10 protein-coding genes are annotated in these 13,050 nt (G+C 70.4%); all 10 read right to left on the reverse strand.

Annotation, left to right across the window (positions count from 1 at the left end; genetic code table 11):
* Positions 1 to 7: 7 nt before the first annotated feature.
* Genes KR546_RS00915 through KR546_RS00960 form a run of 10 tightly spaced genes read right to left on the reverse strand, consistent with a single transcriptional unit; the run spans position 8 to position 12,993 of the window.
* On the reverse strand, positions 8 to 1,513 hold the full coding sequence (locus KR546_RS00915) for an NADH-quinone oxidoreductase subunit M (protein WP_238442812.1): 1,506 nt from the start codon (positions 1,511 to 1,513) through the stop codon (positions 8 to 10).
* Positions 1,513 to 3,528, reverse strand: coding sequence for an NADH-quinone oxidoreductase subunit L (gene nuoL / locus KR546_RS00920; protein WP_238442813.1), 2,016 nt, complete (start codon positions 3,526 to 3,528; stop codon positions 1,513 to 1,515). Before nuoL ends, KR546_RS00915 begins: the two co-directional genes overlap by 1 nt.
* A gap of 16 nt (positions 3,529 to 3,544) precedes the next feature.
* Positions 3,545 to 3,844, reverse strand: coding sequence for an NADH-quinone oxidoreductase subunit NuoK (nuoK, locus tag KR546_RS00925; protein WP_238442814.1), 300 nt, complete (start codon positions 3,842 to 3,844; stop codon positions 3,545 to 3,547).
* Complete coding sequence (locus tag KR546_RS00930) at positions 3,844 to 4,722, reverse strand: NADH-quinone oxidoreductase subunit J (protein ID WP_238442815.1); 879 nt, start codon at positions 4,720 to 4,722, stop codon at positions 3,844 to 3,846. The genes nuoK and KR546_RS00930 overlap by 1 nt, the downstream gene beginning before the upstream one ends.
* The gene (gene nuoI, locus KR546_RS00935) at positions 4,722 to 5,417 is read right to left on the reverse strand and encodes an NADH-quinone oxidoreductase subunit NuoI (RefSeq protein ID WP_274387393.1); all 696 of its coding nucleotides are present in this window, start codon (positions 5,415 to 5,417) and stop codon (positions 4,722 to 4,724) included. The genes KR546_RS00930 and nuoI overlap by 1 nt, the downstream gene beginning before the upstream one ends.
* Positions 5,417 to 6,739 (reverse strand): complex I subunit 1/NuoH family protein, encoded by a 1,323-nt coding sequence (locus KR546_RS00940; protein WP_238442816.1) that lies wholly within the window; start codon positions 6,737 to 6,739, stop codon positions 5,417 to 5,419. Before KR546_RS00940 ends, nuoI begins: the two co-directional genes overlap by 1 nt.
* On the reverse strand, positions 6,739 to 9,204 hold the full coding sequence (locus tag KR546_RS00945) for an NADH-quinone oxidoreductase subunit G (RefSeq protein ID WP_238442817.1): 2,466 nt from the start codon (positions 9,202 to 9,204) through the stop codon (positions 6,739 to 6,741). Before KR546_RS00945 ends, KR546_RS00940 begins: the two co-directional genes overlap by 1 nt.
* 2 nt (positions 9,205 to 9,206) lie before the next feature.
* Positions 9,207 to 10,550 (reverse strand): NADH-quinone oxidoreductase subunit NuoF, encoded by a 1,344-nt coding sequence (gene nuoF, locus KR546_RS00950; protein ID WP_238442818.1) that lies wholly within the window; start codon positions 10,548 to 10,550, stop codon positions 9,207 to 9,209.
* 2 nt (positions 10,551 to 10,552) lie between these two features.
* A complete protein-coding gene (locus KR546_RS00955) occupies positions 10,553 to 11,632 on the reverse strand; it encodes an NAD(P)H-dependent oxidoreductase subunit E (protein WP_238442819.1) in 1,080 nt (359 codons plus the stop codon).
* Positions 11,629 to 12,993 (reverse strand): NADH-quinone oxidoreductase subunit D, encoded by a 1,365-nt coding sequence (locus tag KR546_RS00960; RefSeq protein WP_420804228.1) that lies wholly within the window; start codon positions 12,991 to 12,993, stop codon positions 11,629 to 11,631. Before KR546_RS00960 ends, KR546_RS00955 begins: the two co-directional genes overlap by 4 nt.
* Between the last annotated feature and the right edge of the window lie 57 nt (positions 12,994 to 13,050).

The raw sequence follows: 13,050 nt of genomic DNA on the forward strand, positions 1-13,050 counted from the left end.
TCGGTCCTCACTGGGTCACGCCGACGAGGACGGTGTCCACCGCCGGCTCGACCAGGTCGTACAGCGGCTGCGGATACACCCCGATGGCCACGATCAGCACGACGAGTGGCACCATGACCCCGATCTCGCGGGCGGTCAGGTCCGTGGTGGACTCGTTGGCCGCGCCGACCAGCGGTCCGTGGAACATCCGTTGGTAGGCCCACAGCAGGTACAGGGCGGCCAGGACGGCACCGAAGGACCCGAGCACGGCGGCCCAGGGGACCTCCTGGAAGGTGCCCAGCAGCACCGGGAACTCCCCGACGAAGCCGTTGAGCCCGGGCAGGGCCAGCGACGACAGCACGACCAGCAGGAAGAACCCGGCATACACCGGCACCTGCTTGGCGAGTCCGCCGAAGGCACTGATCTCGCGGGTGTGGCGACGGTCGTAGAGGAACCCGATCAGCAGGAACAGGGCCCCGGTGGACAGGCCGTGGTTGACCATCTGGACGACCCCGGCCGACGTCGCCGTGGAGTTGAGTGCGAAGATGCCCAGCACCACGAAGCCCATGTGCGACACCGACGAGTAGGCGACGAGCTTCTTGATGTCGGGCTGGACCAGCGCGACCAGGGCGCCGTACAGGATCCCGATCACCGCCAGCACCAGCATCCAGGGCACGGCGAAGAACCCGCTCCCGGTGCCCAGCGACAGCTCGCGGCTGGCGTCGGGGAACAGGGTCAGGCAGTAGCGGATGAAGCCGTAGCCACCCATCTTCAGCATGATCGCGGCCAGGAACACCGACCCGGCGGTCGGGGCCTCGGTGTGGGCATCCGGGAGCCACGTGTGCACCGGGAACAACGGCACCTTGACCGCGAAGCCGACGAAGAAGGCCAGGAACAGCCAGCGCTGCTCGACCAGGCTGAGCGACGTCGCCGCCTGGAGCAGGTCGGGGTAGGCGAACGAGGTCGCGCCACCGGCGGTGTACAGGTACAGGATGGCGGCCAGCATGGTCAGGCCGCCAAGCAGCGTGTACAGGAAGAACTTCACCGCCGCGTAGCGCCGGTTCGCCCCACCCCAGATCCCGATGATGAAGTACATCGGCACGAGGGTGAACTCGAAGAAGACGTAGAAGACCAGCAGGTCCTGGGCGGTGAACACGCCGATGACCGCCGCCTCGAGTGCGAGGAAGGCGGCCAGATAGCCCTTGATCCGGTCGCCGTGGTCCCACGCGGCCACCACGATCAGCGGCATCAGGAACGTGGTCAGCAGCACCAGCACCAGCGAGATGCCGTCGACGCCCAGGGTGAGGCTGGACCCCAGCGTCGGGATCCACGCGAGCGAGTCGACCGCCTGGGTGCCGGCGGCCGGGTCGAACCCGACCAGGAGCCACAGCGAGCTGACCAGCGCGAGCACGCTGGCCCCCAGCGCGACCCAGCGGGCGCTGTCGTCGCTCTCGGTCAGCAGGCCGACCACGATCGCGCCGACCAGCGGCACGAGCAGGGTGACGGTGACGAGGTTGTCGGTGAGGAACTCCATCAGCGCACCTGCACGATGACGACGGCGGCGAGCACGACGGCTCCGAGCACGAACGCGGCGAGGTAGCCCCTGGCCAACCCAGTCTCGGTCCGCCTGGCCCAGTCGCCCAGCACGCGACTGGAGCTTCCGAGCCCGTTGACGGCGCCATCGACGACGACGCGGTCGAAGTCGGCCGAGCGCCGGGCGACCCAGCCCCCGAAGCCGGTGAAGATCGCCGAGTAGGCCTCGTCGACGAAGAACTTGCGTTCCAGCAACTCCGCGACCGGCCCACGCAACGGCTCGGCCATCTTGCCGGCCGACAGGTCACGGCGCGGTCCGTAGACGGCCAGCCCGCCGGCGATCCCGAGCACCGCGGCGATGATCGAGATGACGATCAGCACCGGCTCGGTCAACGGCCCGTGCGCCGCGAAGTCCAGGCCCTCGATCGGGGCGACGGCTGGTTGCAGCCAGGTCCAGAAGTTGCCGTGGTGGGAGAAGTTGAGGACGGGGCCGGCGCCCAGCGAGAGCACGCCGAGCACGACCAGCGGCCCGGTCATCGATGCCGGCGACTCGTGCGGGTGCAGCTCGACCGTCCCGTGGCCGTGGGCGTCGGGCACCTCCTGGCCTTCCTTCCAGCGTGGCTCGCCCAGGAAGATGAGCGCGAACCAGCGGGTCATGTAGAAGGCGGTCAGCACCGCGGTGAGGACCCCGATCGCCCAGATCGCGGTGAAGCCGTGGTCGTAGGCGACCGTCAGGATCTGGTCCTTGGAGAAGAACCCGGCGAACGGCGGGATGCCCGAGATCGCCAGCCAGGCGATGGCCGACGTCCAGAAGGTGATCGGCATGAACTTTCGCAGGCCACCCATCCGCCAGGCGTCGGTCTGGTTGGCCACGGCATGCATGACCGACCCCGCGGCCAGGAACAGCAGCCCCTTGAAGAAGGCGTGGGTGACGAGGTGGAAGATCGACTCCGCGAAGCCCCCGACCCCGACGGCGACGAACATGTAGCCCAGCTGGGACACCGTGGAGTAGGCCAGGATCTTCTTGATGTCGTCCTGGCGCAGGGCGATCAGGGCGGCCAGGAGCGCCGTGAGCGCACCGATCCAGGCCACCACGGTCATCGCGTCGAGGCTCTGGACGTAGATCGCCGACGTGCGCACGGTGAGGTAGACCCCGGCCGTCACCATCGTGGCGGCGTGCATCAGGGCAGAGACCGGGGTCGGGCCGGCCATCGCGTCGGGCAGCCACACGTACAGGGGCAGCTGGGCCGACTTCGCGGCCGCACCACCGAGCAGCAACAGGCCCAGGCCCAGCGCACCGGCCGACGTCAGGACGTCGCCCTGCTGGAGGATCCCGCCGCCGTCGGGCGACAGGAAGTCCAGCGTGCCGAACTGCTGGAAGGCGAAGAACATCGCGATCATGAACGCGACGTCGCCGACCCGGTTGGTGATGAAGGCCTTCTTGGCGGCCGAGGCGTTGGAGCTGTCCTCGAACCAGAACCCGATCAGCAGGTACGACGACAGCCCGACGCCCTCCCAGCCGACGAACAGGACCAGCAGTGACGAGCCCAGCACGAGGATCAACATCGACCCCATGAACAGGTTCAGGTAGGCGAAGAACCGCCCGAACCGGGGGTCGCCGTGCATGTAGCCCCACGAGTAGACGTGCACGAGCGTGCCGACCCCGGTGACCACCAGCAGCATCACGGCGGTCAGCTGGTCGACCAGGATCGCCCAGTCGACGGTGAACCCGCCCACGTCCAGGAACGGCGCGAGGTCCACCACGTAGGCGGCCTGGTCGGCGCGGACCTGCAGGAAGACCGCGATCGACAGGAGGAAGGTCACCGCCGCGACCGCGGTCGGGATCCAGGCCACCTTGTCCTTCAGGGGCTTGTTCAGCGCCAGGGTGATCCCGAAGCCCAGCAGGGGCAGCACGGGGATCAGCCAGGCGACGGCGATCGCACCCGAGGTGGCCTCGACCACGGCGTTGGCCACGGCCTCGCCGCCCTCGGCAGCTTCGGTCGCCAGGAAAAGCATCGTCTGGGCTCCCACGTCAGTGCCTCAGCAGGTGCTGCGCGTCGACGTCGAGCGTCCCGCGCCGGAAGAAGATGTTCACGATCAGGGCCAGGCCCACGACGACCTCGGCGGCCGCGACCACGATCACGAAGAACACGAAGACCTGGCCCTCGGGTCCGCCCCACATGCGGGCGGCCGCGACCAGGCTGAGGTTCACGGCGTTGAGCATCAGCTCGACACACATGAACAGCACGATCAGGTTGCGACGGATCAGCACGCCGGCCAGCCCGGTGGCGAACAGCACCGCGGCGACCAGGTAGTAGGCACCGATGGGCATCAGGCGTCCTCCCCGGTGGGGCGGTCGTCACGGCCGCCCTGGTCGGTGGCGTCGTCGCCGGTGATGCCGGCCGGGACCAGGTCCTCGTCCGACTCGTCGGCGTGGGCAGGGTCGCCCCGGTGCACGGCGTCGGGCCGGTCGTGGGGATCGTCGTCGGCGTCGTCGTCGGGACCACCGCCGACGACCATCGAGGGCACCCAGGCCGGGTCGTCCTCGGGATCGGGATCGGACCGACGGCCCAGCAGCATGGCCCCGATCGTGGCGACCGTCAGCAGCAGCGCGGCGACCTCGAACGGGAACGTGTAGCGGGTGAACAGCTCCCCGGCGACGATCTCGGCCGAGCCGGAGCCCGTGCCGTCGGCCTCCAGGGCGGCCAGCGTGTCGGCGAACCCGACGCAGGCGACCGTCCCCGGCTCGGGGGTGGCCGGCTGGTCACCGTTCTGGGCCGGGCAGACCGAGGCGGCGGTGGTGTAGGGACCGACCAGCCCGTAGCCCACGAACCCGACGACGGCGACGGCCGCGATCCCCGCCGCGATGCGGGTGACGGGTCGCACGTCCACCAGCAGGTCGTCACGGTCCACGCCCAGCAGCATGATGACGAACAGGAACAGCACCATCACGGCGCCGGCGTAGACGATGATCTGCACGACCGACAGGAAGGCGCTCTCGAGCACCAGGTACAGCCCGGCGATCGACAGCAGGTTCAGGACCAGCATCAGCGCGCCGTGCACCACGTTGCGCATGCTCACCATCGCGATGCCGGACCCGATCGCGAGCCCGCCGAACACGACGAACAGCACCACCTCGGTGGTGAAGCCCGCGGCCAGCCCGTCGGAGGCCTGGGCGAGGACGGGCGCCAGCAGCACCTCGGCGCCCATCAGTCCTCCTCCCGGCCCGGGGCATCGCCCCAGTCGGCCTCGGACTCCGGCGCCATGGGCAGGACCTGGCTGGCGCGCGACATCGTGCGGGCGGTCGCGGGCAGGTGGTCACCGCCGTGCAGGCCGGGCGGGGACACCGCCTTGCCGCCGTAGTAGTTGTGGCCACGCTCGCGGACGTCCTTGTCCCGATGCGGCGTGTCCGGGGCGCCCTCGGGCGCCGGCGCCAGCAGCATGTCCTTGGTGTAGACCAGGCCACGCCGCGTGTCGGACGAGAACTCGTAGTCGTGGGTCATGGTGAGGGCGCGCGTGGGGCACGCCTCGATGCACAGCCCGCACAGGATGCAGCGGCTGTAGTTGATCTGGTAGTCCTCGGCGTAGCGCTCCCCCGGTGACCACCGGGCCTCCAGCGTGTTGTTGGCGCCCTGGACGTAGATGGCGTCGGCCGGGCACGCCCAGGCACACAGCTCGCACCCGATGCACTTCTCGAGGCCGTCGTCGTAGCGGTTGAGCTGGTGGCGGCCGTGGAACCGGGGGGTCACCGGGCGGGGCTGCTCGGGGTACTGCGACGTGGACGGCTTCTTGAGCATCTGGCGCAGCGGCATCGCCATCCCGCGACCGAGCACGGTCGTGTTCAGGGCGATGCCGACCAGCACCACCACCAGCAGCAGGAACAGGATCGGTCCGAGGAATTCCATCAGACGCCCACCTCCTCGTGGTCGTGTTCCGGGCCCGGCGGGGTGTGGGGGGCGTCCCCGCGTCCGGTGTCCGGGGTGGTGTCGGCCTGGACGGCCGGGTCGTCCTTCTCGGGCAGGCGACGCGGACCCAGGTCACGGGCGACCGAGCGGGCCGCCTCGGTGCGCTCGGTCGGGTCGCGTCGCAGCATCGGCGTGACGGCAAGGGCCAGCAGCACGATGCCCAGGCCCACCAGGGCGGGCATGCGCCCGTCGGTCCAGCCGTCCCACTGGCGGTCGACCTCGAGGATCGCGGCCTGGACCACGACCCACACCAGGGCGACCGGGATCATGATCTTCCAGCCCAGGTTCATCAACTTGTCGTAGCGCATCCGGGGCTCGGCCCCACGCAGCAGGACGAAGAACACGATGAACACGCTGGTCTTGGCCAGGAACCAGACGACGGGGAGGAGGCCCTGGAGCCAGCCCGGCCCGAACACCGGACCGTTGGGTCCACCGAAGAACAGCGTCACGACGATCGCCGACTGGATGACCACGCCCATGAACTCGCTGAGCATGAACATCCCGAAGCGCATCCCCGAGTACTCGGTGTGGAACCCGGCGACCAACTCCTCCTCGGCCTCGGCGAGGTCGAACGGGGGCCGCTGGGTCTCGGCGACCATGCCCACCACGAACACGGCGAAGGCCGGGAACAGGGGCAGGAACAGCCAGTTCGGGGCACCCGGGAACAACCCGGAGTCGGTCGCCTGGAAGGCGACGATGTCCGACACCCGCAGCGAGCCCGTGTAGAGGATGACCGCGGCGACGGCCAGGCCCTGGGCGATCTCGTAGGAGATCATCTGGGCAGTGGCGCGCACGGCTCCCATCAGGGGGTAGGGCGACTGGGAGGACCAGCCGGCCAGGAAGACGGCGTAGACGTGCAGCGAGCCCATCGCCAGCAGCCACAGGACGCCGACGGCGAGGTCGGCGGTGACCAGCGTGAAGGTCTGGCCGAACATCGTGACCTCGCCCCCCACGGGGATCACGGCGACGGTCATCAGGGACACGACGACGGCCAGCATGGGGGCGACGGTGAACAGCACGCGCTCGACCATGCCGGGCGTGAAGTCCTCCTTGAAGAACATCTTGGCGCCGTCGACCAGTGTCTGGAGCACACCCAGCGGGCCGACCCGGTTCGGGCCGAGCCGGTCCTGCATCAGGCCGACGATGCGACGCTCGGCCCAGATCAGCAGGGCCGTCGTCAGCAGGAACACCAGGAAGGTGAGCAGGGCGGTGAACAGGCCGGGCCAGAACCCGGACCACCACGACACGAGGGTCGACTCCATCAGGCGTTCACCTCCACGGGCTGGTCGGCCGTCGCGGACCCCGACGCCACCGCGGCGACGGTGACCCGGTCACCCAGGTGGCGCGGGTTGTCGACCTGGTCCGGCGCGGTCGAGTTCGCCGGGACGAAGACGGTCCCGGCGGCCTGGTCGGGCGTCACCCGGACCGGCAGGGTCAGCTCGGCCTTGCCACCCGTGACCGTGACCTCGTCGCCGTCGGACACGCCCAGTGGAGCGGCGTCGTCGGGGTGGAGGCGCAGGTGCGGGTCGTGGGCGGTCGCGGCCAGGTCGGGTGCGTTCACCTGGTGGACCCCGTTGTCGAGCAGCAGCGGGTAGACGTCCGCCGTGAGGGTGTCGTCACCGTCGTCGGCGGCGGCCGCGGTGTCGGACCGATCCGCGGCAGCGGGCCAGTCCGGGGTCGTGTCGATCGGTGCGAGCGCTGCCATGTCGGCGCGGATGCCGTCGAGGTCGGTGAACCCCAGGTCGTGGCCGAGCATCCCGGTCACCTGCACCAGGATCTCCCAGTCGTGCTGGACCAGCTGCGGTCCGGCGACGCCCGGTCGGAACTGCTGGCGGCGGCCCTCCCAGTTGGTCCGCGTGCCGGCCCGCTCCTGGCTGGCCGTGACCGGCAGCACCACGTCGGCGTGGGCGGTCGTGGCGTTGGCGACGATGTCGTGGGTGATGACCGTGGCGCGACGCAGGGCCTTGTCGACCAGCCGCTGGTCGGCGACGTCGCGGACCAGGTCGACGCCCAGCAGGTACAGCACCTTGATCTTGCCCTTGCCGGCCAGGGTGAGGATCTCGTGGAGGTCGCGACCCCGCGTCGGCAACTCGTCCAGGCCCCACGCAGCGGCGACCTCGGCCCGCTGGGTGTCGTCGTCGTGGCGACGCAGGCCCGGCAGCAGGCCAGCGGCGAGCCCCTGGTCCAGTGCGCCACGGGCGTTGCTGCGACGGGGGACCCAGGCGACCTTGCCACCCAGGGCATCGGCCAGGCGACCGGCCGCGGCCAGCGCGCCGTCGCCGGCCCGCTCGCCGACCAGCACCACCGGGCGGTCGACCGAGCCCAGCGCGTCGGCGACCTCGGCGACCATCGGGGAGGACTGGTCCGCGTCGTCGCCGTCGCGGTCGAGTGCACGGGCGAGGTCGTCGAGCACGGCGGCCTCGGCGCCGACGTCGGTCGGCAGGCGACGCCACAGCAGTTCGGCGAGGCTGCCGGAGGAGGCGCCGACCGAGACCAGCCGGGCCTTGGTGTTGCGCCACGCCTTGCGCAGGCGCAGGTACAGGATCGGGACCTCCTCCTCGGGGTCCAGTCCCACGGTGAGGACCACGCCGGCCTGCTCGACGTCGTCGTAGGTGGCGGTGTCCCGCCCGGCCAGCGCGGCCAGGGCGTCGCCCTCGGAGGCCGGGGCGAACCGGGTCCGGAAGTCGACGTCGTCGGTTCCCAGCACGGTGCGGGCGAACTTGCCGGCGACGTAGGCGTCCTCGTCGGGCAGCCGGCCACCGCTGAGCACGGCGGTCGGCACGACCTCGCCGTCGGGGGCCAGGATCGACCGCACGCGGGTCAGGGCGGTCGCCCAGTCGGCGGCCACGGGCTCCTCGCCGTCGTCGTCGGACCGCACCAGGGGGCTGGTCAGGCGCGTGTCGGCGGTCAGGTGCCCGTAGCCGAAGCGACCCTTGTCGCAGTTCCACATCTCGTTGACGGCCATGTTCGTGCGGGCGAGCTGGCGCTCGACCTGGCCGCGGCGGGCCTGGACCGTCTGGGAACAGCCGGCCGAGCACCCGTCGCAGACACTGGGAGTGGAGCGCAGGTCGAACGGGCGGGCCTTGAACCGGTAGCTGGTCGAGGTCAACGCCCCGACCGGGCAGATCTGGATCACGTTGCCGGAGAAGTAGGACTCGTAGGGCTCGTCCTCGTAGATGGCGACCTGCTCCAGGGCGCCACGCTCGAACAGTTCGATGAACGGGTCCCCGCTGACCTGGTCGGAGAAGCGGGTGCAACGGGCGCACAGCACGCAGCGCTCACGGTCCAGCAGCACCTGCGCGGACACCGCGACCGGCTTGTCGTACTTGCGCTTCTCGTCGACGAAGCGGGAGTGGTGGTTGCCGTGGGCCATCGCCTGGTCCTGCAGCGGGCACTCCCCACCCTTGTCGCACATCGGGCAGTCCAGCGGGTGGTTGATCAGCAGGAACTCGAGCTGGCCCTCCTGCGCGGTCCGGGCGACGTCGGAGGTCAGGTGGGTGTTGACGACCCAGCCGTCGGCCGCCTCGGTGGTGCAGGCGGTCATCGGCTTGCGCTGGCCCTCGACCTCGACGATGCACTGCCGGCAGGCACCGACCGGGTCGAGCAGCGGGTGGTCGCAGAACCGCGGGATGATCGTGCCGAGCTGCTCGGCGGCACGGATCAGCAGCGTCCCCTTGGGGACGGTGATCTCCTTGCCGTCGATCGTCAGCGTGACCGTGTCCGTCATCGTCACACCCCTGCCGTGGCGAGGTCGTTGCGTTCGAGGTACTCGTTGGCCGTCGCCGTGCGGACCGACTGCATGTGGTCGGGCAGGCGTCCGGCCGAGCGCAGCAGGTACTCGTACTCGTCGCGGAAGTGCTCGAGCGAGCTGAGCACCGGCGAGGTCAGCGCGTCGCCGAGCGCGCAGAAGCTGCGTCCGAAGATGTTGTTGGAGATGTCGGCGAGCAGGTCGAGGTCCTCGGCCCGGCCGCGTCCGTCGAGGATGCGCTCGTAGACCTGCGCGGTCCAGTAGCCACCCTCGCGACACGGCGTGCACTTGCCACACGACTCGTGCTCGTAGAACTTGACGTAGCGGTAGACGGTCTCGACCACCGACGTCTTGTCGGAGTGGACCATCAACGCGCCGGTCCCGAGCAGCGAGTCCGCCTCGGTCATCGCCTCGAAGGTGTAGGGGATGTCGGCGTGCTCGGCGGTCAGGATCGGCGTGGACGACCCGCCGGGGAAGAAGAACTTGAGCTCACGGTCGTCGAGCATGCCGCCCGCGGCCGCGATCATCTCGCTGACCGGGGTGCCCAGGGCGAACTCGTAGTTGCCGGGGCGCTTCACCTCACCGGAGATGCACATCAGCTTGGGTCCGGCGGACTTCTCGGTGCCGTACTGGTTGAACCACTCGGGGCCCTGGCCGACGATGTAGCCGGCCGCGGTCACGGTCTCGACGTTGTTGACCGTGGTCGGGCAGCCGTACAGGCCGTGGGTGGCGGGGAAGGGCGGGCGCAGGCGTGGCTGGCCCCGGCGGCCCTCCAGCGAGTCCAGCAGCGCGGTCTCCTCACCACAGATGTAGGCGGCGGCGCCACGGTGCAGGGTGATGTCCACGCGCTTGCCGGACCCGAACACGTCGGCGCCCAGGTAGCCACGCTCGTAGGCCTGCTCGATGGCGTGGCGCAGCCGGCGCGACACCAGCCCGAACTCGCCGCGGGCGTAGATGTAGGCCATCTCGGACTGGATCGCGAGACAGCTGACGATGATGCCCTCGACCAGGCTGTGCGGGTCGCGCTCCATCAGCGGGCGGTCCTTGAAGGTGCCCGGCTCGGACTCGTCGGCGTTGACGACCAGGTAGACCGGCTTGCCGGTGTCCTGGGCGATGAACGACCACTTCAGCCCGGTCGGGAACCCGGCCCCGCCCCGGCCACGCAGGCCCGAGTCCTTGATCATCTGGATCATGTCGTCGGGCGTGGAGTCCAGGGCGGCCCGGACGTTCTGGTAGCCACCGTGGTCCTCGTAGACGTCGATGTCCCACGCCCGGTCGACGTCGTAGCGCGTCGACAGCGCGGTGACCGGTCCCAGCGTCCCCATGCTCAGGCCTCCCCGTCGTTGTCGTCGGTGTCGTCGGTGTCCGTGCCCGTGGTGCCGTCGCCGTCCGTGCTGTCGGAGCCGTTCCCGGAGGTGGGATCGGCCCCGTCGGCGGCCTGCTCGGCGTCGTCGGCCACGTCGACGGACTCGTCCGCCCGTCCGGGTTCGCCCGCCTGCCCGCCGGCGCTGTCGTCGGCCGCGGCGGCGACCTCCTCGACGTCGTCGGCCTGGTCGGGCGTGAGCTCCTGGTCGTCGGCGGCAGCGGCCACCTCGGGGTCACCGTCGGGCGCGCCACCGACCGGCCGCGAGCCGTTGGACCCGGCGAACCCGGCCGCGAAGATCTCGCCGCCGTGGCCGCTCCGGTCGCCACCGGGGTGGGTGACCGGGATGTCGGTCTCGCCCGACTTGTAGGCCGGCGGGACGTCGTAGCCGGTGATGGAGTGGCGGGCTGCCTCGACCAACTGGTCGGCGAACGCGTCGTCGGCCCCCGACAGCTCGCGCTCGACCTCGGCGAAGGTCGGGGCGGGCTCGCCGGACCACGACGACACCGGCGCGTTGCCCGCACCGGACCGGCAGGCTGCGAGCAGCCGGTCGGCCTCGTCGTCGGTCAGCGGGCCGTACATCTCGTAGTTGACCTGCACCACGGGGGCGGCGTCGCAGATGCCCAGGCACTCGGCCTGCTCGATCGTGACCCCGGTCTCCGGGTCGCGCACGGCCCCGTCCAGCGCCTCCTTGTAGCGGTCGAAGATGACCTGGGAGCCGGCGACCTGGCAGGTCGGGTTGGTGCACACGCTCAGCAGGTAGTTGCCGACCGGCTCGCGCTTGTACATCGTGTAGAAGGTCGCCACGGCGCCGACCTCGGCCTTGGTCAGGTCGAGGGCCTCGGCGCAGAAGGCGATCCCCGCCTGGCTCACGTAGCCGTGCTCGGACTGCACGAGGTGCAGCAGCGGGAGCAGCGACGAGCGCGCGACCGGGTAGCGCCGCACCAGCTTGGCGGCGTCGGCGTGGAACTGCTCCGAGAAGGTGGTGGGCGGGTCGCCGTCGGCGGGCCCCACGACGACGCCCGAGGTGTCGTGGTCGGTCATCGGTCGACTCCACCCATGACGGGGTCGATGGACGCCACGACCACGATCACGTCGCTGATCAGGTGGCCGCGCGACATCTGGTCGGCGGACTGCAGGTGCACGAAGGAGGGGTCCCGGACGTGCACCCGGTACGGGCGGTTGGTCCCGGTGGAGGTGATCGAGTAGCCCAGCTCACCACGTGGTCCCTCGACCGCCGAGTAGACCTGGCCGGCCGGGACCGGGAAGCCCTGGGTGACGATCTTGAAGTGGTTGATCAACGCCTCCATGGACTCACCCATGATGTGGCGGATGTAGGCGGGGTCGTTGCCGATGCCGTCGGGGCCCAGGGCCAGCTTGGAGGGCCACGCGATGCGGCGGTCGTCGACCATCACCGGGCCGCCGGGCAGCGTCGCCACCGCCTGGCGCACGATCCGCAGCGACTCGCGCATCTCGGCGAAGCGCAGCAGGAAGCGTTCGTAGCAGTCCGAGCCCTGGCCCACGGCGACGTCGAAGTCGTACTGCTCGTAGCCGCAGTAGGGCTGGCGCTTGCGCAGGTCCCAGTCGACCCCGGCCGAGCGCAGGATCGGGCCGGTCACGCCCATCGCCGCGCACTCGTCGGGCGTCATGACCCCGACGCCCTCCATCCGTGACACCCAGATGGGGTTGCGCTTGAGGAGCTGTTCGTACTCGGTGATCCGCCCGTCGAGCAGGTCGGCGAGCTTGAGGCAGCGCTCGGCGAAGTCATCGGTGACGTCGTTGGCCAGCCCGCCCGGGCGGACGTAGGCGTGGTTCATCCGCAGGCCGGACTGGGACTCGAACAGGTCCAGCACGTGCTCGCGCTCGCGGAAGCCCATGGTCATCATCGTGGTCTGGCCGAGCTCCATCCCGCCGGTCGCGGCCCACACCAGGTGCGAGGCGATCCGGTTGAACTCCATCAGGATGACCCGCACCGCCTGGGCGCGCTCGGGGGCCTCGATGTCCAGCAGGCGCTCGACGCCCAGCGAGTAGGCGGTCTCGTTGAAGAACGGCGCGAGGTAGTCCATCCGGGTGAAGAAGGTCGAGCCCTGGGCCCAGGTCCGGTACTCGCTGTTCTTCTCGATCCCGGTGTGGAGGTAGCCGATGACCGGCTCGACCGACAGCACGGTCTCGCCCTCGCACTCGAGGACGAGCCGCAGGACGCCGTGGGTGGACGGGTGCTGGGGGCCCATGTTGATGTTGATGGTCGACTCGCCGACCGCGTCGGCCAGCTCCTCCCAGTCGCCGCCCTCGACCCACACCTCGGCGCCTGCCGCGGCTTCGTGGGGGCGCTGGGTCGGCGTGGAGGTCTGGTCCGGCAGGCCCTCGGTGGCCTTCAGGACGTGCTGGTCCTCGGCCGGGGCCATGGTCGGCTCGCGGTCGTCCAGCGTCGTGGTCGAGGCGTCCGACGAGCCCTCGTCGGG

Source organism: Salsipaludibacter albus, assembly GCF_019798055.1.
Lineage (GTDB): Bacteria > Actinomycetota > Nitriliruptoria > Nitriliruptorales > Nitriliruptoraceae > Salsipaludibacter > Salsipaludibacter albus.

Bases quoted from the DNA above. Each gene is read 5' to 3' on its own strand.
- KR546_RS00915 (WP_238442812.1), bottom strand. From the start codon at position 1,513: ATGGAGTTCCTCACCGACAACCTCGTCACCGTCACCCTGCTCGTGCCG.
- nuoL (WP_238442813.1), bottom strand. From the start codon at position 3,528: ATGCTTTTCCTGGCGACCGAAGCTGCCGAGGGCGGCGAGGCCGTGGCC.
- nuoK (WP_238442814.1), bottom strand. From the start codon at position 3,844: ATGCCCATCGGTGCCTACTACCTGGTCGCCGCGGTGCTGTTCGCCACC.
- KR546_RS00930 (WP_238442815.1), bottom strand. From the start codon at position 4,722: ATGGGCGCCGAGGTGCTGCTGGCGCCCGTCCTCGCCCAGGCCTCCGAC.
- nuoI (WP_274387393.1), bottom strand. From the start codon at position 5,417: ATGGAATTCCTCGGACCGATCCTGTTCCTGCTGCTGGTGGTGGTGCTG.
- KR546_RS00940 (WP_238442816.1), bottom strand. From the start codon at position 6,739: ATGGAGTCGACCCTCGTGTCGTGGTGGTCCGGGTTCTGGCCCGGCCTG.
- KR546_RS00945 (WP_238442817.1), bottom strand. From the start codon at position 9,204: ATGACGGACACGGTCACGCTGACGATCGACGGCAAGGAGATCACCGTC.
- nuoF (WP_238442818.1), bottom strand. From the start codon at position 10,550: ATGGGGACGCTGGGACCGGTCACCGCGCTGTCGACGCGCTACGACGTC.
- KR546_RS00955 (WP_238442819.1), bottom strand. From the start codon at position 11,632: ATGACCGACCACGACACCTCGGGCGTCGTCGTGGGGCCCGCCGACGGC.
- KR546_RS00960 (WP_420804228.1), bottom strand. From the start codon at position 12,993: ATGGCCCCGGCCGAGGACCAGCACGTCCTGAAGGCCACCGAGGGCCTG.